Origin of the sequence: Streptomyces resistomycificus (assembly GCF_001514265.1) — a bacterium.
GTDB lineage: Bacteria > Actinomycetota > Actinomycetes > Streptomycetales > Streptomycetaceae > Streptomyces > Streptomyces resistomycificus.
On sequence record NZ_KQ949000.1, the window covers coordinates 149,811 to 169,720 of the forward strand.

A 19,910-nucleotide genomic window follows, 5' to 3' on the forward strand; every position below is an offset into this window, starting at 1 on the left:
GCGCCACGCTGCCGCGACAGGACGGTGACCGCGCGTAGGGCGCCTCTCCCGGGGCACTCGTGGCGCTGGCGGGTCCACCCTGGAGCCGTCGCCCCTGGCTGGAGGTGGAGATCATGGGACACGGAGGAGACGTCGTCGACGAACTGGTGGCCGACCACCGGGAGGTCGAGGAGTTCTTCGGCAGGATCGAGGCCCTGCCGTCGGGTCACAAGGACCGCAAGGTGCACGCCGACCAGGCCGTCATGGAGCTGATACGGCACTCGGTGGCCGAGGAGGAGTACCTCTACCCGGCCGTACGGGAGCACCTGGTCAACGGGAACACCATGGCGGACCGGGAGATCGAGGACCACGCCGAGGCCGAGCGGATCATGAAGGTCCTGGAGAGCTGCGAGGCGGACGACCCCGAGTTCGACCGGCTCGTCGAGCTGCTGATGCGCGAGGTCCGCGCCCACATCGCCGACGAGGAGGAGACCCTCTTCCCGCAGCTGCGCGTGGCGTGTTCGGCAAAGACGCTCGACGAACTCGGTGACAAGGTCCGTACGGCCAAGAAGACGGCGCCGACCAGGCCGCACCCGTCCGCGCCGGACACGCCTCCCATGAACAAGCTGCTGGCGCCGGGCGCCGGGCTGATCGACCGGCTGCGGGACGCCCTGACCGGCCGGGGCAAGCAGGACTGACCCGCCCTCCCAGCCGGGGGCGGTTGGCGGACGGCGCCTCAGGCGATGAGCGCCTGTCCCGGCTGCAGACGGTCCATGAGCTGGGAGTGGTGGAGTTCGGCCACGGGGGCCGTCAGGTCGGGGTGCCGGAGCAGGGCCGCCGCACGGCGGTCCGCCTCGTCGGGGGTCAGCAGACGACGGAACCCGGCCGGTGTACCGCCGGTGTGACTGTTCCCGGCGAGCGCGGCCACCGCCCGGCCGGCCAGTTCGGCGTCGGTGAGCAGACAGGCCGCCCAGCTCGCCACGACCTCGTCGACCCAGGAGCGCCAGGCGTGCTCGTCCGCGTCCCGGGCGTCGGCGCCGTCCGCGCCCGTGATCCAGTCGAGCCGCCCCGAACCGCCGGGCCCGGCCATGCCGACCAGCGCGGCGTCCATCCGGGTCGGATACCTGAGCCAGGCGGCGACCGTCACGGCCTGGCGGGCCTGCACCTCACACAGGGCGGAGGCCAGCGCGCCGCCGCCCGACGGGTAGGCGCAGGTCAGCCACTGGGCGGTCGCCGCGATGAGCGGTGAGAGATCTGCTTGCACTGCCGGGCCGCCCGTTGCTGTGAGGTGTCAGGGGACTGTTCGAAACGGTAGCCCGCGGCTCGTGCCGCACGACATGGCCCGGGCCTCCCCGCCGACGTGGCTTCGGCCACACCGGCCGGGAGGTCCGGGCTGAGTCGGTTCGGGGTGGTCGGCGGTCAGGACGCCGTGCAGCCTCCCAGTCCCGGGCCCGCGGTGTTGCCGTTCGTGATCTTCCTGAAGTTTCGGTTTGATTCCGGAATGGCGTCGCAGACCATACGAGCGGCAATTGACGGCTTCAACGGACCCGGCAAAGGGAGCTGCAGTTGACCGGGAAAGCCCACCGAGGACGCAAAGTGACCGCAGGAGAGCAAAACATTCGTGGAGTATTTCGAATGTTTTGAGAAGCGGAACCGTTACCACATTCCCGCGGGAAAAGGTGCAACCATTTCAGCCAGGCAGATGTCTCACCAGATATCAGCCACATCCACCGCTGGGGGACATCATGAGACGAAGCAGAACAGCATGGGCGGCGGCGGTCCTCATGGGCGCCGCGCTGACCGTCACCGCGATCCCTGCCGACGCCGCCCCGGTGGCGGCCACGGCCTGTCCCACCGGCTGGGGCAGCGCCCCGGAGACCCGGACCACCAGCACGACGGCGTCCCTCAAGAACATCCGGACCGGAAGCCACGCCTGTTACGACCGGATGGTCATCGAGGTCCCCGGCGGTGGCACCGGCCTCGGCTACTGGGTGCGGTACGTCGACCGCCTCCATCAGGACGGATCCGGCCGTCTCGTCCCCGTCGCCGGCGGCGCCGTCCTCGAGATTCGGGTGGCCGCACCCGCCTACGACCCGGAGACCGGCAAGGCGACGTACCCGGGGAAGGTGGCCCGCCCCCTGCCAGGCGTGGACATCTCCGGCTACCGCACCTTCAGGGACACCCGGTTCGCGGGCAGCTTCGAAGGTGAGACGCAGGTCGGACTGGGTGTCCGTGCCCGGCTGCCGTTCCGGGTCCTCACGCTCACCGACCGGGTGGTGGTGGACGTCGCGCACAACTGGACCGGCGCCCGCTGACACCGCTCGCCCGAACAGGAAGCACAGGGTTTCTCCCTCCGCCCAGGTGCGGTCCGGGCCAGTCGTGGCGCATTCTTGCTGTGTCGCCCGCGTGACGGCGCACGGACGAGGTAGGGCCGATGACTGGGAGCGCCCAGGACGCACACCCGAGGCCCGGGCGGCTGTCGGCGCTGCTGACCGACGCCTCGACGGAGGCCGTCAGCAGAGCCGGTGGCTACGCGGCCGGGGTCTATCTGCGATCCCGCACGCCCGGACTGCTCCGCCTGGCCGTACTCGCCGGTCTGCCCGGCCCGCTGTTCCGCCCCTGGTGGCGCCTGCACGTGGACAGTCCCTTTCCCGTCGCGGACGCCTGTCGGCTCGGCGTCCAGGTCGTCCTGCCGAACGCCACGGAGACGATGCGCCGCTACCCCCAGTTCGCCGCCGGTCTGCCGTTCCAGTTCGGCTCCCTGTACGCGCCGGTCGTGGCCGGTTCCGACACGTACGGCGTCCTCACCGTGCTCCGCCCGGCCGTCCCGGACGCCGCCGAGGTGGTCTCCGAGCGCGACCGGCTGGCCCGGCTGGCCCAGGAGCTGGGCGCGGCCCTGCGGGACCTGGACGACGAGGGGGGCGGCCCGCCGCTGTGGGACCACGAGCCCCTGTGCGTCCGCCCGCCGGCCGCCCGTCCGCCGCTCGCGCGCCTCGGACGCTTCGTGTGGACTCCGAAGACGGGCCTGGTGACCGGGGACGAGGGTCTGCACGCCCTGATGGGCGTGCCACCGACGGAGTTCGACGGGAGCGTGGAGGCGTTCGCGGACGCCGTGGCCCCGTACGAGGCGAACCGCATCCTGGTCGCGCTGCGGGAGACCGCCACCGGCAGACCGCCGCCGCTGCCCGTGTACCTCCGGGCGGTGGACGGCGAGCTACGGCTGATGGACCTGTGGAGTCCGTCCGAGGACGCCGGCTGGAACAGCCCCGGCGGCCCCGCCACGACCGGCGTACCGGCCGACGCGGGCCCCGTGCGGGGCATCGTCCTCGATCCGGGGCTCGGCGCGACCGCCGACGCGGCGGCCGACCTTCTCCCGGACGGGGTGTTCTGCCTCGACCGGGAGGGCCTGATCGTCTACGCCAACCCGCGCGCCGCCCAGCTCCTGCGCCGGCCGCGGGCCGAACTGCTCGGCCGGTCGCTGTGGGACGCCGTGCCGTGGCTGGGCCGGCCCGACGTCGAGGACCATCTGCGCGGGGCGCTGCTGTCACCGGACCCGGTGCACTTCCACGTCGAGCGGCCCGACACGGACGGTTCCGGGCCCGCGTCCCAGCCCTCCGAGGGCGGCTGGATCGCCCTCTCCGCGTATCCGGGACCGGACAGGCTGACCTGCACGGTCCGCCCGGCGAGCCGGGTGACGGACGCCGCCCCCGCCGACCACACGACCGCCGACGGCCTCACCCCGCCGGCACCCGAGTACCGCCCGATCGTCCTCGCGATCGCGCTCACGGAGGCGGTCACCGCCCGCCAGGTGTCCGCCGTGGTGATGCGGGAGCTGCTGCCGGCGTTCGGCGGCCGCCGGCTCGCCATCTACCTGCTCCAGGAACGGCATCTGTACCTGGCCTGGGAGAACGGCTTTCCCACCGGGTTCCTCACCCCGTTCGACGGGGTCGGGCTGGACACGCGGCTGCCGGGCGTGGAGACGCTCACCACCGGCCGGCCGCTCTTCTTCGACTCCATGCAGCAACTGGCCACCGCCTACCCCGGCATCCAGCTGGACGCCGAGGAGGGCGCCCGCGCCTTCCTGCCGCTGATCGCCTCCGGCCGCCCGGTCGGCTCCTGCATCCTCGGCTTCGACCGGCCGCGCAGCTTCAGCAGCGAGGAGCGCGCGGTACTCACCGCGCTGGCCGGGCTCATCGCCCACGCCATGGAGAAGGCCCAGCGCTACGAGACCGAGGCCGCGCTCGCCCGCGGGCTGCAGCAGGCCCTCCTCCCCCAGCGGCTGGCGGCGCATCCGCGGGTGGAGACCGCCGGGCGCTATCTGCCCGGCACCCAGGGCATGGACGTGGGCGGTGACTGGTACGACGTCGTGGAGTCCGGCGACGGCCTCGCCCTGGTGATCGGGGACGTGCAGGGGCACGGGGTGCAGGCGGCGGCGACCATGGGACAACTGCGCAGCGCCGTACGGGCGTTCGCGCTGGGCGACCGGCCGCCCGAGGAGGTCATGAGCGGCATCAACCACCTCCTCATCGACCTCGACCCCGGGCTGTTCGCGAGCTGCTGCTATATCCGGCTCGACCCCGCCACCGGGGTGGCACGTGCGGCCCGCGCCGGGCACCCGCCGCCGCTGCTGCGCAGCCCGGACGGCCGTACCCAGGTCCTGGACCTGCCCGGCGGCGTGGTGCTCGGCGTGGCCCCGCGCGTCCGCTATCCGGTGACCGAGCTGCGGATCGAACCGGGCGCCGTCCTCGCGCTCTACACGGACGGACTGGTCGAGCGGCCCGGCGGCGACATCGACGACGGCATCAGCGCCCTGCGCGTGGCCCTGGCCCGGGCGGGCTCTCCCGCCGCCCGCCCGGGCTCCCGCGCGCTGACCGTCATCGCCGACCGGCTCACCGCGACAGCACGCCACGAGGTGGACCGCCCCGACGACATCGCGCTCCTCCTGGCCACCCGCCTCCCGCCCCTGACGTGAACGCCAGGACGGTTCACCGGCGCCCCCACCGCGCCCGTCCCCCACCCCCGCCCGCCCCAACGGCACGGCCCCGCACACCGACCGCCCGGCGGCCACCATCCACCGCCCGCGCGCCCCTTGGCAGCCGAAGCCCGGATCGTCACACCCCGTGACGCCTCTCGCCTCCTGCGGCCCGGCAGTGTAGACATGGGCACATGGTCCGGCTCTTGGGTCGATCCGGGGCCCGGTCGACCCGTCGTCCCAGCGGTCCGCGCCCTTCGTATGCGCCCGACCGCGCTCCGGGGGCGCCCGACGGACAGCCGACGCCCCGGCCGCGGCCGGGGCGGTCGCTCGCTCAGCGGCCGCGCGGCGCGGGCCGGTCGGGGTCGCGGGCGGCGCTCGGCGGGCGCAGCGTCGCGGGACAGGTGTTCGTCCTGCAGGTGGTGATCGTGCTGCTGCTGGTCGTCGCCGCCGTGGTGGCCCTCGTGCTCCAGGTGCGGCACGACAGCACGAAGGAGGCCCGCAACCGTTCGGTCGCCGTCGCCGAGGCCTTCGCCAACGCGCCGGGCACCCGGGAGGCACTGGGCGCCCCCGACCCGTCGGCGGTGCTCCAGCCGCGCGCGGAGGCGGCCCGCAAGGCGACGAAGGTGGACTTCATCGTCGTCATGAACACCGACGGCGTGCGCTACAGCCATCCCAAAGAGGACCGCATCGGCAAGAAGTTCGTCGGGACGATCGCCCCCGCGCTGGCCGGGAAGACCGTGATCGAGGAGATCACCGGGACGATCGGCCCGCTGGTGCAGGCCGTGGTGCCCATCAAGGCCGACGACGGCTCGGTCGTCGGTCTGGTGTCGGCCGGCATCACGACCGAGAGCGTGGGCGGCGCCGCCGACCAGCAGCTGCCGCTGCTGCTGGGCACCGCCGCGGCCGCACTCGCCCTGGCCACCGGGGGCACGGCACTGGTGAGCCGTCGGCTGCTGCGCCAGACGCACGGCCTGGGCCCGCACGAGATGACCCGGATGTACGAACACCACGACGCCGTTCTGCACTCCGTACGGGAGGGCGTGCTCATCGCCGGCGGCGAGGGCACGCTGGTACTCGCCAACGACGAGGCGCGCCGGCTGCTGGACCTGCCGGCCGACGCCGAGGGACGGCACGTGCTCGACCTCGGTCTCGCCCCCGACACCGCCGGTCTGCTGGCCACCGGTCGGGTCGCCACCGACGAGGTGCACCTGGTGAAGGACCGGCTGCTGGTGATCAACCAGCGGCCCACCGACAGCCAGGGCGGCCCGCCCGGTGCGGTCGCCACACTGCGCGACTCCACGGAGCTGCGCGCGCTGTCCGGCCGGGCCGAGGCGGCGCGGGAGCGCCTGAACATGCTGTACGACGCCGGCGTGGCCATCGGCACGAGTCTGGACGTGACCCGTACCGCCGAGGAACTGGCGGAGCTGGCCGTGCCCCGGTTCGCGGACTTCGTGACCGTGGACCTGTTCGACGCCGTACTGAGCGGCGGCCAGCCGGAGACGACGGCCTCGCTGCGCCGTACGGCCCTGACCGGGATCCGCAAGGACGCCCCGCTGTATCCGGTCGGCCAGCGGATCCGGCTGGTCGACTCCGCCCCGCAGGCGCGCGGTCTGGCCGCGGGGCAGGCCGTCGTGGAGCCACGGCTGGGCGAGGCCGCCGGCTGGCAGGCGCAGGACCTGGAGCGCTCGGCACAGGTGGTGGCGTACGGCATCCACTCGCTGATCGCGGTGCCGCTGCGCGCGGGCAATCTGCTGCTCGGGGTGGTCAACTTCTGGCGGTCCGAGAAGCCCGAGCCGTTCGACTCGGACGAGGTGGCTCTCGCCGAGGAGCTGGTCGCCCGGGCCGCGGTCTCCATCGACAACGCGCGCCGTTACACGCGGGAGCACAACATGGCGGTGACGCTGCAGCGCAGTCTGCTGCCGCGCACCCTGCCCGAGCAGGACGCCCTGGAGATCGCCTACCGGTATCTGCCCGCCCAGGAGGGCGTCGGCGGCGACTGGTTCGACGTACTGCCGCTGTCCGGCGCCCGGGTCGCGCTGGTGGTGGGTGACGTCGTCGGACACGGACTGCACGCCGCGGCCACCATGGGACGCCTGCGGACGGCGGTGCACAACTTCTCCGCCCTCGACCTCCCGCCCGACGAACTCCTCGCACTGCTCGACGAGTTGGTGGGGCGTATCGACCAGGACGAGACCGCGGAGGGCGAGACCGCCCCGGTGACGGGCGCGACCTGTCTGTACGCCATCTACGATCCCGTCTCCCGGCTGTGCACGATCGCCCGGGCCGGCCACCCGCCGCCCGCCCTGATCCACCCCGACGGCACCGTGGAGTTCCCGGAGGTGCCGGCCGGGCCCCCGCTCGGCCTGGGGGGCCTGCCCTTCGAGACGGCCGACCTCGAACTGGCCGAGGGCAGCCGCCTCGTGCTCTACACGGACGGGCTCGTGGAGGACCGGAGCCGGGACATCGACGTGGGTCTGGAGCTGCTGCGCAGCACCCTGGAGCAGGCCGGCCCTTCCCCCGAGGACACCTGCCGGATCGTGCTCGACTCCCGGCTGCCCACCCGCGCCAGCGACGACATCGCCCTGATCGTGGCGGGCACCCGGGCCCTGGACGGCCACCGGGTCGCCGAGTGGCAGGTGCCGTGCGATCCGGCGGCCGTCGGCGAGGTGCGCGCCTCGGTCACCCGTCAGCTCGCCCGATGGGACCTGGAGGAGCTGACGTTCACGACCGAGCTGATCCTGAGTGAGCTCGTCACCAACGCGATCCGCTACGGCGGCGACCCCATCCATGTCCGGGTGCTGCACGACCGCACCCTGATCTGCGAGGTCTTCGACAGCAGCAGCACCTCACCCCATCTGCGGTACGCGGCCATGACCGACGAGGGCGGGCGCGGCCTGTTCCTGGTCGCCCAGCTCTCCGAACGCTGGGGCACCCGCTACACGCCCGAGGGCAAGGTGATCTGGGCCGAGCAGCCCCTGCCGTGACATCTCGGCCGGGGCGAACGCCCGCTCATAAAGTGCGCTTATGAGCTCATAGAGTGGACCCGCGTACCAACTTAGGCTTGCCTCAGTTTAGGCTTCCCGACGAGACGCCTGTCATCGCTCGAAGGGAACTGATCATGCCCCGCCCCCTGCGGGTAGCAATCGTCGGCGCCGGCCCCGCCGGGATCTACGCCGCCGACGCCCTGCTCAAGTCCGACGTGGCCGCCGAGCCCGGTGTGTCCATCGACCTCTTCGAGCGGATGCCGGCCCCGTTCGGCCTGATCCGTTACGGCGTCGCCCCCGACCACCCCCGCATCAAGGGCATCATCACGGCCCTCCACCAGGTGCTCGACAAGCCGCAGATCCGGCTGTTCGGCAACGTCGACTACCCGTCCGACATCAGCCTGGACGACCTGCGGGCGTTCTACGACGCCGTGATCTTCTCCACCGGCGCGACGGCCGACCGCGAGCTGTCCGTCCCCGGCATCGAGCTCGACGGCTCCTACGGCGCGGCGGACTTCGTGTCCTGGTACGACGGCCACCCGGACGTGCCGCGCACCTGGCCGCTGGAGGCCGAGAAGGTCGCCGTCCTGGGCGTCGGCAACGTCGCTCTGGACGTGGCGCGCATCCTCGCCAAGACCGCGGACGAGCTGCTGCCGACGGAGATCCCGCCGAACGTCTACGACGGCCTGAAGGCCAACAAGGCGCTGGAGGTCCACGTGTTCGGCCGCCGCGGCCCGGCGCAGGCGAAGTTCAGCCCGATGGAGCTGCGGGAGCTGGACCACTCCCCCAACATCGAGGTCATCGTCGACCCCGAGGACATCGACTACGACAAGGGCTCGATCGAGACCCGGCGCGGCAACAAGCAGGCCGACATGGTCGCCAAGACCCTGGAGAACTGGGCGATCCGCGACGTCGGCGACCGTCCGCACAAGCTCTTCCTGCACTTCTTCGAGTCGCCGACGGAGATCCTCGGCGAGGACGGCAAGGTCGTCGGTCTGCGCACCGAGCGCACCGCGCTGGACGGCACCGGCAACGTCAAGGGCACCGGCGAGTTCAAGGACTGGGACGTCACCGCGGTCTACCGCGCGGTCGGCTACCTGTCCGACAAGCTGCCGAAGCTGCCCTGGGACATCGACTCGGGCACGGTGCCGGACGCGGGCGGCCGGGTCCTCCAGGAGAGCGGCGAGCCCCTGCAGTCCACGTACGTCACCGGCTGGATCCGGCGCGGCCCGGTCGGCCTGATCGGCCACACCAAGGGCGACGCGAACGAGACGGTGTCCAACCTGCTCGACGACTTCGCGGGCGGCCGTCTGCAGACGCCCGCTTCGCCCGAGCCCGAGGCCGTGGACGCGTTCCTCGCCGAGCGGGACGTCCGCTTCACCACCTGGGAGGGCTGGTACAAGCTGGACGCCGCGGAGAAGGCGCTGGGCGAGCCGCAGGGCCGCGCGCGCGTGAAGCTGGTCGAGCGTGAGGACATGCTCAAGGCGAGCGGCGCGTAGTCCGACGACCACGGCCTCGGCGGTTCCCGGATCACTCCGGGACCGCCGAGGCCGTTGCCTTGTCGTCAGCCGTACGAGTTCGACGCGGTGCACTCGCCTCGGCATCACTCCGGGTGGGCCACGGCCTCCCTCTGGAGTTGGACCGCCGCCAGGAGGCTCAGCTTCGGCTCCGCCTCGCGCAGCGCCTTCACCGCGGAGACCGAGGCGACGTCTCCCGTGAAGCCGACGGCGGCCAGCCGGGAGCGGACCCAGCGGGCACGCACCCGGGTTTCGCTGGTGGCGGCGCTGGACTCGACGAGCGCGACGGCCCGTTCCAGGCCCGGGCGTTCCTCGGCCGAGGCGTCGGCCAGCGCCTCCCGCAGGGCCTCCGCGACCACGTCCGTCTCCCGGACGAGCAGCACGAAGTTGTGCTTCTTGTTCAGTCCCGCGATTCCTGTCATGTGGATCATCGTGGCCGTCATGTTCCGCGCCTGCCAAGCGACTTGAGCAGCCTCAGAGGCTCGGGCCGCCCCCGCGTGCCGCACCGGGCGCGGTGTCCGCGGCCGCCTCTCAGCGGGTGGCGAGGTCGCGGCCGCCCACCACGGCCGGCGCCGCGACCAGCAGGCCCACCTCGCCGAGGGTGGGACGGCTCCGGTCCTGGGTGTCGCGGTCGACGTCCCACAGGTAGATCTCGACCATCTCCTCCTCCCGCTCCCGGCGGTAGTACGCGGGGAGCAGCCGCAGGACGCCGCGGTAGCGCGTCTCGAGCAGTGTGGTCATGCGAGGCCTCCCGCGAGTCCCGGTCCCGCGGCGGTGCCGGATGCGCGGCGGCCTTCGGCGATCCGTTCCCAGGACGTTCCGCCTCCCCCACCACGACGGCGACACGTTCCGCTTCGAGACGGTCGGCGAGAACGGGACCGGCCGCTCCGGTGTCACCTTCCGAGACGTCGAGGACGGGAAGGCGACGAGAGTGCCGGTGGAGGCCTTCGACCAGGAAGGCCTCGATACCTTCACCCGCGGCTGAGCGTCACCGCACCGGCTTGCGCCACGTCATGATCTCGGTCGCCGGAAGGCGCTCCGCGAAGCGGCCTTCGGGTGACGCGAGCCGCAACACCTCACGCAGGTCCCGCTCGAAGTCGTGCAGTCTGTCGCCGAACAGATGGGGCGCGGAGCCGGAGTGGGAGAACACCCACGCGACGATGTCGTCCGGGGTGCGGTCGACGGCACCCCCGGCCGGCACCACATGCCGTTCGAAGCTCTCGAACCCGGCCCGGGCGATGACGAGGTCCTCGCGGTTCGGCGTGCCGTTGACGAGCGTCCCCTGTCCCGCCCGGCGCACCGGGCCCAGGTACCGGCGCACCAGATCGCCGATCCGGTCGTACGGGGGCGCGGGCGACGGCAGCGGCGTCGTCTCAGGGGGCGGGTCCTGGAGATCGCTCATGTGGACGAGGGCGCCGCCCGGCTCCAGCATCTCCAGCACGGTGGCCGCGACACGGTCGCGGTCGGTCCAGTGGAAGGACTGGGCGAACACCACGACGCGGAACTCACCCAGCCCCGCCGGTAGTTCCTCGGCCCGGGCGGCCACCCACCGTGCGTGGGGCACCCCACCGCGCCCGGCCCGCCGCGCGGCCTCCGCCAGCATGTCCTCGTCCGGGTCGACGCCGACCGCCTCGGTGAAGAACCGCGCCATCGCGAGCGTCACGATCCCCGGACCGCAGCCGACGTCCAGGAGCCTGCCCCGTCCGTCAAGACCGAGGGCCCTCGCCAGGGTTTCGGCGAAACCGGGAGCGTACGGCAGTCGGCCACGCTCGTAGTAGGCCGCGCTTCCCCGGAACAGGGTGCTGTCCCACTGCCATCCCTCAGGCATCTCGGCATCACTCCACGAGCAGGCACGGCCGCCGACGGACGGCGAGCAGGGCTCGCCCCGATGCGGATGGTGGGCGGGCCCTGCTCGACGGGTCATTCTCGCGGGCAGGTCGCGCCGGGGGCACGGGTGAAGGGTAGTCATCCTGAGTGGTTCCCGCACACCCCGCGCGCGGCACGCACCTGCCGTGTCCGCAACGCCGCCGCGCCTACGGCAGGATCGAGTCGACGTACCCGCCGTCCACGCGCACGGCCCCGCCGGTCGTGGCGGAGGCCTGCTCGGAGCTCAGGTAGACGACGAGGTTGGCGATCTCCTCGGGCTCGATGAGTCGCTGGATCAACGACTGGGGGCGGTGATCGCGCATGAACACCCGCTGGGCCTCGTCCCAGGGCAGGTCACGGTCGACGAGCTCGTACACGAAGTCCTCGACGCCCCCCGTGTGGGTGGGCCCGGCGATCACGGAGTTGACCGTGACGCCGCTGCCGGCGGCCTCCTTGGCGAAACCGCGGCTCACCGCGAGCAGCGCGGTCTTCGACATGCCGTAGTGGATCATCTCGGCCGGGACGACGACGGCGGAGTCACTGGCGATGTAGAGGATCCGTCCCCAGCCGCGGTCCCTCATCCGGGGGAGATACGCGCGGGTCAGGCGGACACCCGCCAGGACGTTGATCTCGAAGTAGCGGCGCCATTCGTCGTCGCTGATCTCCAGCGCGGGCCTGGGCCCGAAGACGCCGAGGTTGTTGACCAGGACGTCCACCTCTGGGAGCACCTCGACGGCGGGCCGCGCCCTCCTCGGTGCCGACGTCCGCCGCGACCGGCACGAATCGGCCGTCGGGCACCTGCGACCGCAGCTCGTCGACGCTCTTCTCCAGGCGGTCGGCGTCACGTCCGTTGACGCCGACGCGGGCCCCGGCGCGGGCGAGACCCGCGGCGATCGCCGCGCCGATGCCCTGGGAGGAGCCGGTGACCAGGGCGGTGCGCCCGGTGAGGTCGAGGTGCATGGGTCACTCCGTGTCGTGCGGTCGGGTCGGCACGCTCAGTGCTCCTGCCCACGATCGCGGAGGATGCACGCCGGCGCAGGCCGGGCGGACTCGCGCGCCCCCCACTTGATCGCAGGCGGGGGCGAACGGCGATACTGGCCACGCACGTGCCCCCACCTCCAGATGGACTCATGCCGATCTCCCGCACCGCCCGCCCGACTCCTCCGACCGTATGGCTGGCCCGCGGCCGCCACCCCGGGCCCGACGCCCAGGACGTCGTCCTGCGGCGCCTGCAGCAGCTGAAGGACGCCGGGACCATCGACGACCACGACGGGCCGCTCACCGTCGAGGACTCCGCGGAGTCGGCGTTCGAGGCTCGATGGCGGGTCGACGGGAACGTGACGGTGCGGGCTCGTCTGTCGCTTCCGGTCTCCGTGGACGGCGGGCAGGAATGGGTACTGGCGGCCGAGGCGGAGGGCCCGTGGCAGCAGCGGTGGCCGTCCCCCGCCACCGTGTTCTGGCCCGAGGCTGCGGACGTTTCCTGGGACGTCGACGCCGCCACCGGCCTGCGCTTGAGGGACGTCAACCGCCTGCCCGCGGACGACAAGGAGATGCGACGCCTGCTCCGGGACGCCGTGCGCGGCAGCTGGGCGGTCAACGTGGTCGTGCACGAGGCGATGACCCCGGACGACAGCGGCCGCCGGCCGCTGTCGCGCTTGCTGCCGGCCGGTCTGCGCCACCGCGTGGTGGAGCACCGCGCCGCCCCGCACCAGCTGCGCGCCGTGAACTGGGCGCTGCGGGAGTTCGACGTGCAGGTGCCTCGGGGCGGTGCCGTGGTGCTGCCGCCGGCCCCGTCCGACGCCGCGTCGGACGACTTCTCGGTGCGCAGCGTCTTCCTGGACGGCTCGGAGCCGGCCGAACTCGTCGACACCCTGACCCGTTTCGTCGCGTCGCCGCGCCCGCTGCCGGACGGGGCCGAGGAGGCCGTCACCGCTCTGCGCGAGCGGTGGCAGCTGCTGACGCTGGAGGAGGAACTCGCCCGCGAACGCAGGCTCGTCGCCATGTACGCCGAGGCGCTCGACGCCATGACGAAGTCCCGGGACCTGTACCGGGAGGCCGCCGAGCGCGCCAACGAGGCGCTGACCGCGTACCGCGAGTCAGCGGAAGGCATGGCGGTGCCCCCGTCGTCGCCGAGCGCGCCCGCCGGCTCCCCGCTCCAGCAGCTGACCCGGACCCTGGAGCGTCTCAGGGGCTCGGCCAAGGGGCCGCGTCCCGGCACGCAGCCCGCCGCAGACGGCGGTCCTGCGCGGGACGACGACGCCGGCCGCTGACGCCCGCGGGGGGGCGTCGACGTCAGCCGAAGAGCGGGAAGCGGTCCGCGTCCGGGCCGAGGAGACCTCGTTCGGCCTCGGTGAGCGGCAGCCGCCCGGTCGCCGCCCGCGCGTAGTGCTCGTCGCTCCAGCTCACCGGCACGGGGTGGCCGAGCAGGCCGTCGAGCGCGGAGCGCACCGAGGCCAGGCCCGCCGCCGACGGCCCGGGTGCGGAGGGGAGCCCGTGGACGAGGTCGAGGTGGTGGACGCTCGCCTCGACGGTGAGGGTGCCGACGAGGTCGTCGACGGTCAGGAGGTGGCCCTGCGTGCCGACGAGAGCCGTCGGCCGGGCCGCTGCGGCGGCCGTCACCGTGGCCGCGGCGGTCTCCAGGTACAGCCCGCGCAAGTGGCGCCAGTCGAGGAACATGCTCGAGCAGACCCGGACCCGGCGCCGTCCGTCCGCCGCGTCGGCGGTGTCGGGCCGCCAGTCCCGCCAGTACGTCACGGCGTCCACGTCGGCCGGCCCGGCGGCGGGCGTGTGGAGGGCGACCAGGGCCCGCTGGGCGTCCGCGAGGAGGTGGAAGACCAGGTCACGCACCACCCACCCGGTGCACCCGGTGGGCAGCCAGGAGTCGTCGTCCCCGAGGGCGCGGACCACGGCCGCGAGGGCGTCGTAGGAGGCGCGCAGGGCCTGGACCGGCGTCGTGGGATCTCCGGTTGCCTCGGTCATGGCGGCAGCTTAGGGACGCTCACGCGGCCGATCAACGGCGCACGGTCGTCGTGACTCGTGTGTCAGGTGGGCCGGTGTGGATACGCGGTCCCTACGGCACCAGCCCGCTCCGGAAGGGCATCCACGACATGGGCACAGACATCCACGCGGACGGCGGCCTGTCGCGGCGCCACCACTCCGAGACGACCCTGCAGGTCAACGGCAAACCGCACACCCTGACCCTCGACCACCGCCGCGTCCTGCTCGACGTCCTGCGTGAGGACCTCGACCTGTGCGGCGCCAAGAAGGGCTGCGACCACGGTCAGTGCGGCGCCTGCACCGTCCTGGTGGACGGGCGGCGCGTCAACAGCTGCCTGCTGCTCGCGGTGTCGCTGGACGGCTGCGAGGTCACCACCGTCGAGGGCCTCACCGCGGACGGGGAGGAGCTGCATCCCCTGCAGCGGGCCTTCCTCGACCGGGACGCCTTCCAGTGCGGCTACTGCACCCCCGGCCAGATCTGTTCCGCGCTCGGCGCGATCTCCGAGGCCGCCGAGGGGCACCCCTCCCACGTCACGGACCCCTCCGTGCCCTCCGGCCGGCCCGTGCCCCTGAGCCGGGACGAGATCCGCGAGCGCCTGAGCGGCAACCTCTGCCGCTGCGGGGCCTATCCCCGCATCGCCGAGGCGGTCGAGGACGTGGTCCGGTGAAGACCTTCGACTACGTACGCGCCGCGAGCGTCGAGGAGGCCGCCGAGGCGTACGCAGCCCGGCCCGGCGCCCGCTATCTCGGTGGCGGCACCAACCTCGTCGACCTGATGAAGCTCGGTGTGGAGCGGCCCGCCGCCCTGGTCGACCTCACCCGGCTGCCCCTGGACGCGGTGGAGGAGCTGCCCGACGGCTCGCTGCGGGTCGGGGCCATGGTCCGCAACAGCGACCTCGCGGCCCTGCCCGCCGTCCGGGACCGCTGGCCGGCGCTGTCCCAGGCGGTGCTGGCCGGCGCGTCGGGGCAGCTGCGCAATGCCGCCACCACCGGCGGCAACCTCCTGCAGCGCACCCGCTGCCCCTACTTCCAGGACGTCACCAAGCCGTGCAACAAACGCGAGCCGGGCAGCGGTTGCGGCGCGCGGGAGGGCGTGCACCGCGACCACGCGGTCCTCGGGCACTCCGCGCAGTGCGTCGCCACCCACCCCTCGGACATGGCGGTCGCGCTGGCCGCCCTCGACGCGCGCGTGGAGCTGTACGGCGTCGAGGGCACCCGCGAGGTCGCGGCGGCAGACTTCCACCGGCTGCCCGGCGACCGTCCGGACCTGGACACCGAGATCCGTCCCGGTGAGATCGTCACCGGCGTGGTGCTCCCGGCGTCCACGGCGGGACGGCCGTCCGCCTACCGCAAGGCCCGGGACCGGGCCTCGTACGCCTTCGCCCTCGCCTCGGTGGCGGCCGTGGTGCGGGTGGAGTCCGGGGTGGTCGCCCAGGCCGGGATCGCCTTCGGCGCGCTGGCCCACCGGCCCTGGCGGGCCCGGCGGGCCGAGGGGGCCCTGGTGGGCGCCGCACCGACCGACGACGCCTTCGAGCACGCCGTCGACCTGGAACTGGCCGCCGCCGAACCGCTGCGCGACAACGCCTACAAGGTGCCCCTGGCGCGCGCTCTGGCCCTGGACGTCCTGACCCGGCTCACCGCGTCCGCGAGGACCTGAACCGGCGCCCGAAGGAGGACCGTATGTCCGGCATCCGTACCGTCGTGGGTGCTCCCGCCGAGCGCCGGGAAGGGCGGGAGAAGGTCACCGGCGCGGCCCGCTACGCGGCCGAGCAGCCCGGCACGGACCGGGCGTTCGCCTGGCCGGTGCCCGCCACCGTCGCCCGGGGCCGGGTGACCGGCGTCGACGCGACGGCCGCGCTGGCCCTGCCCGGCGTGCTGGCCGTGCTCACCCACGACAACGCGCCCCGGCTCGCCGAGCCGGACGACCCCACCCTCGCGGTACTGCAGAACCCCGAAGTCCCGCACCGCGGCTGGTTCGTCGCCCTCGTGGTGGCCGAGACCCCCGAGGACGCCCGGGCCGGCGCCGCCGCGGTGCGCGTCACGTACGCCACGGAACCGCACGACGTCACCCTCACCGCCGCGCACCCGGAGGCGTACGTCCCCGAGGAGGCCAACGCCGGCTATCCGGCCCGCACCGAACGGGGCGACCCGGATCGCGCCTTCGACTCCGCCGCCGTACGGGTCGACACCGCCTACCGGGTGCCGCCGCTGCACAACCACCCGATGGAACCGCACGCCACCACCGCCCGCTGGGACGGCGACCGGCTGACCGTGCACAACTCCGGCCAGGGCGCCACGGTCGTACGGGACACCTTGTCCGCGCTGTTCGAGGTGCCCGCGGAACGGGTCACGGTCGTCTCCGAACACGTCGGCGGCGGTTTCGGCTCCAAGGGCACCCCGCGTCCCGACGTGGTGCTCGCGACGATGGCGGCCCGGCTGACGGGGCGGACCGTCACCCTCGCCCTGCCCCGCCGCCACCTGCCGGCCGTGGTCGGTCACCGCGCACCGACCCTGCACCGGCTCCGCCTCGCCGCCGAGCCCGACGGCCGGCTCACCTCCGTGACGCACGAGGTCACCACGCACACCTCCCGCGTCAAGGAGTTCGTGGAGCAGGCCGCGACACCCGCCCGTGTCATGTACGCCGCTCCCCACCTCCGTACGCTCCACCGCGTGGTCGCCCTGGACGTGCCCTCGCCGTCCTGGATGCGCGCCCCGGGTGAGGCGCCCGGCATGTACGCCCTGGAGTCCGCCATGGACGAGCTGGCCGGCGAGCTCGGGATGGACCCGGTGGAGCTGCGGATCGTCAACGAGCCGGACACCGAACCCGACAGCGGCAAGCCCTTCAGCAGCAGGCACCTCGTCGAGTGCCTGCGCGAGGGTGCCTACCGGTTCGGCTGGGCGGGGCGCGATCCGCTCCCGCGTTCGGGCCGCGAGGGGCCGCTGCTGGTGGGTTCGGGCGTGGCCGCGGCCACCTACCCCGTGCAGGCGTCGCCCTCCACCGCCGACGCCCGGGCGCTGCCGGACGGGCTCTTCCTGGTGCGGGTCAACGCCACGGACATCGGCACGGGGGCCCGGACCGTCCTCGCGCAGATCGCGGCCGACGCGCTCGGCGCGCCCCTGGACCGGATCCGGATCGAGGTGGGCAGCAGCGATCTGCCCTCGGCGCCCCTGGCGGGAGGCTCGTCCGGCACCGCGTCCTGGGGCTGGTCGGTCCACGAGGCGTGCACCCGGCTGGCGGAGCGCCTGGCCGGTCACTCCGGTCCGCTGCCCGGGGAGGGGATGGTGGCCCGCGCCGACACCACGGGCCGGGCCGACGCCGTAAGCCCCTGGGCGCGGCACGCCTTCGGCGCGCACTTCGCCGAGGTGACGGTGGACACGGTCACCGGTGAGATCCGCGTCCGCCGTCTGCTGGGTGTCTATGCCGCCGGCCGGATCCTCAACCCCCGTACCGCCCGCTCGCAGTTCGTCGGCGGCATGACCATGGGCCTGGGCATGGCGTTGACCGAGGGCAGCACGATGGACGCCGCCTTCGGCGACTTCACCGAGTGCGACCTGGCGTCGTACCACGTGCCCGCGCACGCCGACGTCGGGGCCGTCGAGGCGCACTGGGTCGACGAGAACGATCCGCACCTCAACCCGATGGGAAGCAAGGGCATCGGCGAGATCGGCATCGTGGGCACGGCGGCCGCGATCGGCAACGCCGTCCACCACGCCACCGGTGTCCGGTTCCGGGAACTGCCGCTCACCCCGGACCGGGTGCTGCCCGCTCTCCTCGCCCGTTAGCGCAGTGGGTCCACCGCGCGGTCGGCCTCGGCCGGAGGTCGTGGCGTCGCGGTGCGCGGCATCTGCCACGCCAGCCGCGCGAGGAGGGCCGCCAGCGCCGCGAAGGACGCGCAGACGGCGACCACGCCGACGAGCGAGGCGGGGGCGAGCGCGAGTTCCAGTGCCCGGGACAGTCCGGCGGAGTGCACCAGCCTGCCCTCGAACAGCCGGCCCGCGGCCAGCCCCGCCGGTACCAGGGCCGCCGCCGCGAGAGTGGGCACGCTCGGCCGTACCGTCAGCACGAGCGCGAGGAACACGCACAGCACGGACACGCCGAGTGCCAGGCCGTAGATCCGGGCGGACGCGCCGTCCCGGTCCAGCGGGAAGCTGAGCACCCCGCACCCGACGAGTGCGAGGACGGCGAGGCGGACGGGCCGGAACGCCGGCCCGGCTTCGCGGGGCGCGGGCGGGGCGGCCTCGCGCTTACGGCGCGTGTCGAGGGCGGACAGCACGGCGCGGCCGACGCCGCCGCCGACCGGACCGCCGGCCGGGACTCCGGCCGTCTCCGGGTGATCCAAGGTCGCCGGCGTCTCCAGGACCGCGTCGGGCTCCGGATCCGGATCGAGCTCGGGGTCGAGCTCCGGCAGGTCGGCGTAGAGCTCGCGCTCCTCGGCGAGCCGTCCGATCAGTTCCACGAGCTCCTCCACCGGCCGGCCGGCCGCGGCGGCCCGCACCGCCTCCTCACCGCAGTGGGGCTGCAGCGGCGTCCGGTGCAGCAGCGCCAGCAACCGGGTGACCTCCTCCACCGGCCGGCACTCGGCGGCGGCGCGGATCGCCTCGTCCGCGCAGGCGGCGTCCCTCGGCGGCCGGGTCAGCAGGGTGACCAGGCGGGTGACGTCCTCCACCGACCGGTTCACACCGACCGCCCGCAGCGCGGCGACCGTGGCCTCGGCGTACTCGGGCGACTGTTCGAGCAGGGTGATGAGGTGAGCGATGTCCTCCAGCGGCCGGTCCGCCACGGCGACACGCACCAGTTCACCCGCCGGGTCACCGTGCGAGGACTCGAGCCGCTCATGGACGCCGGTCAGCTCGGAGAGAGGTATCGCGGCTTGGTTCGATGGGGCTGACGAAGGGCCGGTGGTCATGCTCTGCTCCCGAGGAAGAGTGCGGCCGCTGTGTGCGTCGCCGAATGCGACACGCGACGTTACGGGACCATTACTAAGCGTCCCGGGCGCGGCCTGCCACCGGGGCGGGCCCACGGGGGTTAACGGGTGGGCCCACCGGGATCTCCCGCGTCGCAGGGGCCCCGGCCGTGCCCGTTACCCGTTCGGCAGGCCTTACCGGGCCCCACAGAGGGAATCCGTCTGGAGCGGGCTCGTCGAGGCCCGGCCGGAGGAGAAGGGGGCGGGGCATGGACACGACCACGACGGTCATCGTCGTCGCCGCGGTGGTCGCGGCACTGGTTCTGGTCTTCGCCGTGTTGCTGCTGGTACGGCTGGTGCGCACCCGGCGCAGTCTGCGGCAGGCGGGACTGCCGACCGGGCCACGCTGGGTGTTCTGGGGCGCCCTGCTGTACTTCGTACTGCCGACCGATCTGCTGCCCGATCCCGTCTATCTGGACGACATCGGCGTCCTGCTCCTGGCGTTGCGCACCCTGCGCACCTCCCCCGGCGCGCGCGAGCACGAGGCACCTCACGGACTCTGACTACGCTCCGTGAGGAAACCAATCACCCGTTCGATTCGTATAAGTCTCTGGAAGCCCGAGGAAGTCGGCGGACCAAGCGAGGCCGCGGGGTGACCGTCGTTTGATCGTGCACCACCGGCGAGGGA

General features: G+C 73.4%; 17 protein-coding genes and 1 pseudogene. 11 read left to right on the plus strand and 7 right to left on the minus strand.

Features of this window, described 5'->3' with window-relative positions; genetic code table 11:
• Positions 1 to 113 precede the first annotated feature (113 nt).
• Positions 114 to 677, plus strand: a complete 564-nt coding sequence (locus AQJ84_RS32360) for a hemerythrin domain-containing protein (protein ID WP_030042714.1) — start codon at positions 114 to 116, stop codon at positions 675 to 677.
• A 38-nt stretch (positions 678 to 715) separates the two neighbouring features.
• Here AQJ84_RS32360 and AQJ84_RS32365 read toward each other — a convergent pair whose 3' ends face one another.
• Complete coding sequence (locus AQJ84_RS32365) at positions 716 to 1,243, minus strand: hypothetical protein (RefSeq protein ID WP_030042715.1); 528 nt, start codon at positions 1,241 to 1,243, stop codon at positions 716 to 718.
• Positions 1,244 to 1,724: 481 nt separating this feature from the next.
• On the opposite strand from AQJ84_RS32365, the gene AQJ84_RS32370 reads away from it, so the two are divergent.
• From AQJ84_RS32370 to AQJ84_RS32385, 4 genes are all read left to right on the plus strand, one after another.
• Positions 1,725 to 2,294 carry an AMIN-like domain-containing (lipo)protein gene (locus AQJ84_RS32370; protein ID WP_030042716.1) on the plus strand — a complete coding sequence of 190 codons (570 nt, stop codon included), beginning with the start codon at positions 1,725 to 1,727 and terminating at the stop codon, positions 2,292 to 2,294.
• Positions 2,295 to 2,413: 119 nt separating this feature from the next.
• Positions 2,414 to 4,951, plus strand: coding sequence for a SpoIIE family protein phosphatase (locus AQJ84_RS32375; RefSeq protein ID WP_053190379.1), 2,538 nt, complete (start codon positions 2,414 to 2,416; stop codon positions 4,949 to 4,951).
• A 194-nt stretch (positions 4,952 to 5,145) separates the two neighbouring features.
• On the plus strand, positions 5,146 to 7,938 hold the full coding sequence (locus tag AQJ84_RS32380; RefSeq protein ID WP_167344870.1) for a SpoIIE family protein phosphatase/ATP-binding protein: 2,793 nt from the start codon (positions 5,146 to 5,148) through the stop codon (positions 7,936 to 7,938).
• A 134-nt stretch (positions 7,939 to 8,072) separates the two neighbouring features.
• Positions 8,073 to 9,437 carry an FAD-dependent oxidoreductase gene (locus AQJ84_RS32385; protein ID WP_053190380.1) on the plus strand — a complete coding sequence of 455 codons (1,365 nt, stop codon included), beginning with the start codon at positions 8,073 to 8,075 and terminating at the stop codon, positions 9,435 to 9,437.
• 104 nt (positions 9,438 to 9,541) lie between these two features.
• Here AQJ84_RS32385 and AQJ84_RS32390 read toward each other — a convergent pair whose 3' ends face one another.
• Together AQJ84_RS32390 and AQJ84_RS32395 are read right to left on the minus strand one after the other, a co-directional pair.
• Positions 9,542 to 9,877 (minus strand): hypothetical protein, encoded by a 336-nt coding sequence (locus AQJ84_RS32390; protein ID WP_053190408.1) that lies wholly within the window; start codon positions 9,875 to 9,877, stop codon positions 9,542 to 9,544.
• A 109-nt stretch (positions 9,878 to 9,986) separates the two neighbouring features.
• Positions 9,987 to 10,196 (minus strand): hypothetical protein, encoded by a 210-nt coding sequence (locus AQJ84_RS32395; RefSeq protein WP_053190381.1) that lies wholly within the window; start codon positions 10,194 to 10,196, stop codon positions 9,987 to 9,989.
• A gap of 40 nt (positions 10,197 to 10,236) precedes the next feature.
• On the opposite strand from AQJ84_RS32395, the gene AQJ84_RS32400 reads away from it, so the two are divergent.
• The gene (locus tag AQJ84_RS32400) at positions 10,237 to 10,440 is read left to right on the plus strand and encodes a hypothetical protein (protein WP_030042721.1); all 204 of its coding nucleotides are present in this window, start codon (positions 10,237 to 10,239) and stop codon (positions 10,438 to 10,440) included.
• 3 nt (positions 10,441 to 10,443) lie between these two features.
• Here the strand turns inward: AQJ84_RS32400 and AQJ84_RS32405 are convergent, their stop codons facing one another.
• Both AQJ84_RS32405 and AQJ84_RS32410 read right to left on the minus strand, forming a co-directional pair.
• Positions 10,444 to 11,283, minus strand: a complete 840-nt coding sequence (locus AQJ84_RS32405) for a class I SAM-dependent methyltransferase (protein WP_030042722.1) — start codon at positions 11,281 to 11,283, stop codon at positions 10,444 to 10,446.
• A gap of 205 nt (positions 11,284 to 11,488) precedes the next feature.
• Positions 11,489 to 12,281: pseudogene (locus tag AQJ84_RS32410) on the minus strand (SDR family NAD(P)-dependent oxidoreductase).
• A gap of 170 nt (positions 12,282 to 12,451) precedes the next feature.
• Between AQJ84_RS32410 and AQJ84_RS32415 the strand changes: the two are divergent.
• A complete protein-coding gene (locus AQJ84_RS32415) occupies positions 12,452 to 13,591 on the plus strand; it encodes a hypothetical protein (protein ID WP_107082631.1) in 1,140 nt (379 codons plus the stop codon).
• Between the two features lie 22 nt (positions 13,592 to 13,613).
• On the opposite strand, the gene AQJ84_RS32420 is transcribed toward AQJ84_RS32415, so the two are convergent.
• Positions 13,614 to 14,300: a maleylpyruvate isomerase N-terminal domain-containing protein gene (locus AQJ84_RS32420; protein ID WP_053190383.1), complete on the minus strand. Its 687-nt coding sequence runs from the start codon at positions 14,298 to 14,300 to the stop codon at positions 13,614 to 13,616.
• Positions 14,301 to 14,428: 128 nt separating this feature from the next.
• On the opposite strand from AQJ84_RS32420, the gene AQJ84_RS32425 reads away from it, so the two are divergent.
• From AQJ84_RS32425 to AQJ84_RS32435, 3 genes are read left to right on the plus strand one after another with little or no spacing between them, the layout of a single operon-like run.
• Positions 14,429 to 14,986, plus strand: a complete 558-nt coding sequence (locus tag AQJ84_RS32425) for a (2Fe-2S)-binding protein (RefSeq protein ID WP_078632193.1) — start codon at positions 14,429 to 14,431, stop codon at positions 14,984 to 14,986.
• The gene (locus tag AQJ84_RS32430; protein WP_053190384.1) at positions 14,983 to 15,975 is read left to right on the plus strand and encodes an FAD binding domain-containing protein; all 993 of its coding nucleotides are present in this window, start codon (positions 14,983 to 14,985) and stop codon (positions 15,973 to 15,975) included. The genes AQJ84_RS32425 and AQJ84_RS32430 overlap by 4 nt, the downstream gene beginning before the upstream one ends.
• Positions 15,976 to 15,998: 23 nt before the next feature.
• Entirely contained in the window at positions 15,999 to 18,101 is a 2,103-nt protein-coding gene (locus tag AQJ84_RS32435; RefSeq protein ID WP_053190385.1) for a xanthine dehydrogenase family protein molybdopterin-binding subunit, read from the plus strand.
• Here the strand turns inward: AQJ84_RS32435 and AQJ84_RS32440 are convergent.
• The gene (locus tag AQJ84_RS32440; protein WP_053190386.1) at positions 18,098 to 19,225 is read right to left on the minus strand and encodes a hypothetical protein; all 1,128 of its coding nucleotides are present in this window, start codon (positions 19,223 to 19,225) and stop codon (positions 18,098 to 18,100) included. The two genes, AQJ84_RS32435 and AQJ84_RS32440, sit on opposite strands and share 4 nt — an antisense overlap.
• A 266-nt stretch (positions 19,226 to 19,491) precedes the next feature.
• Between AQJ84_RS32440 and AQJ84_RS32445 the strand changes: the two genes are divergently transcribed.
• Positions 19,492 to 19,785 (plus strand): DUF1232 domain-containing protein, encoded by a 294-nt coding sequence (locus AQJ84_RS32445; protein ID WP_030042730.1) that lies wholly within the window; start codon positions 19,492 to 19,494, stop codon positions 19,783 to 19,785.
• Positions 19,786 to 19,910 lie beyond the last annotated feature (125 nt).

Bases quoted from the DNA above. Each gene is read 5' to 3' on its own strand.
- AQJ84_RS32360 (WP_030042714.1), top strand. From the start codon at position 114: ATGGGACACGGAGGAGACGTCGTCGACGAACTGGTGGCCGACCACCGG.
- AQJ84_RS32370 (WP_030042716.1), top strand. From the start codon at position 1,725: ATGAGACGAAGCAGAACAGCATGGGCGGCGGCGGTCCTCATGGGCGCC.
- AQJ84_RS32375 (WP_053190379.1), top strand. From the start codon at position 2,414: ATGACTGGGAGCGCCCAGGACGCACACCCGAGGCCCGGGCGGCTGTCG.
- AQJ84_RS32380 (WP_167344870.1), top strand. From the start codon at position 5,146: ATGGTCCGGCTCTTGGGTCGATCCGGGGCCCGGTCGACCCGTCGTCCC.
- AQJ84_RS32385 (WP_053190380.1), top strand. From the start codon at position 8,073: ATGCCCCGCCCCCTGCGGGTAGCAATCGTCGGCGCCGGCCCCGCCGGG.
- AQJ84_RS32390 (WP_053190408.1), bottom strand. From the start codon at position 9,877: ATGACAGGAATCGCGGGACTGAACAAGAAGCACAACTTCGTGCTGCTC.
- AQJ84_RS32395 (WP_053190381.1), bottom strand. From the start codon at position 10,196: ATGACCACACTGCTCGAGACGCGCTACCGCGGCGTCCTGCGGCTGCTC.
- AQJ84_RS32400 (WP_030042721.1), top strand. From the start codon at position 10,237: ATGCGCGGCGGCCTTCGGCGATCCGTTCCCAGGACGTTCCGCCTCCCC.
- AQJ84_RS32405 (WP_030042722.1), bottom strand. From the start codon at position 11,283: ATGCCTGAGGGATGGCAGTGGGACAGCACCCTGTTCCGGGGAAGCGCG.
- AQJ84_RS32415 (WP_107082631.1), top strand. From the start codon at position 12,452: ATGCCGATCTCCCGCACCGCCCGCCCGACTCCTCCGACCGTATGGCTG.
- AQJ84_RS32420 (WP_053190383.1), bottom strand. From the start codon at position 14,300: ATGACCGAGGCAACCGGAGATCCCACGACGCCGGTCCAGGCCCTGCGC.
- AQJ84_RS32425 (WP_078632193.1), top strand. From the start codon at position 14,429: ATGGGCACAGACATCCACGCGGACGGCGGCCTGTCGCGGCGCCACCAC.
- AQJ84_RS32435 (WP_053190385.1), top strand. From the start codon at position 15,999: ATGTCCGGCATCCGTACCGTCGTGGGTGCTCCCGCCGAGCGCCGGGAA.
- AQJ84_RS32440 (WP_053190386.1), bottom strand. From the start codon at position 19,225: ATGACCACCGGCCCTTCGTCAGCCCCATCGAACCAAGCCGCGATACCT.
- AQJ84_RS32445 (WP_030042730.1), top strand. From the start codon at position 19,492: ATGGACACGACCACGACGGTCATCGTCGTCGCCGCGGTGGTCGCGGCA.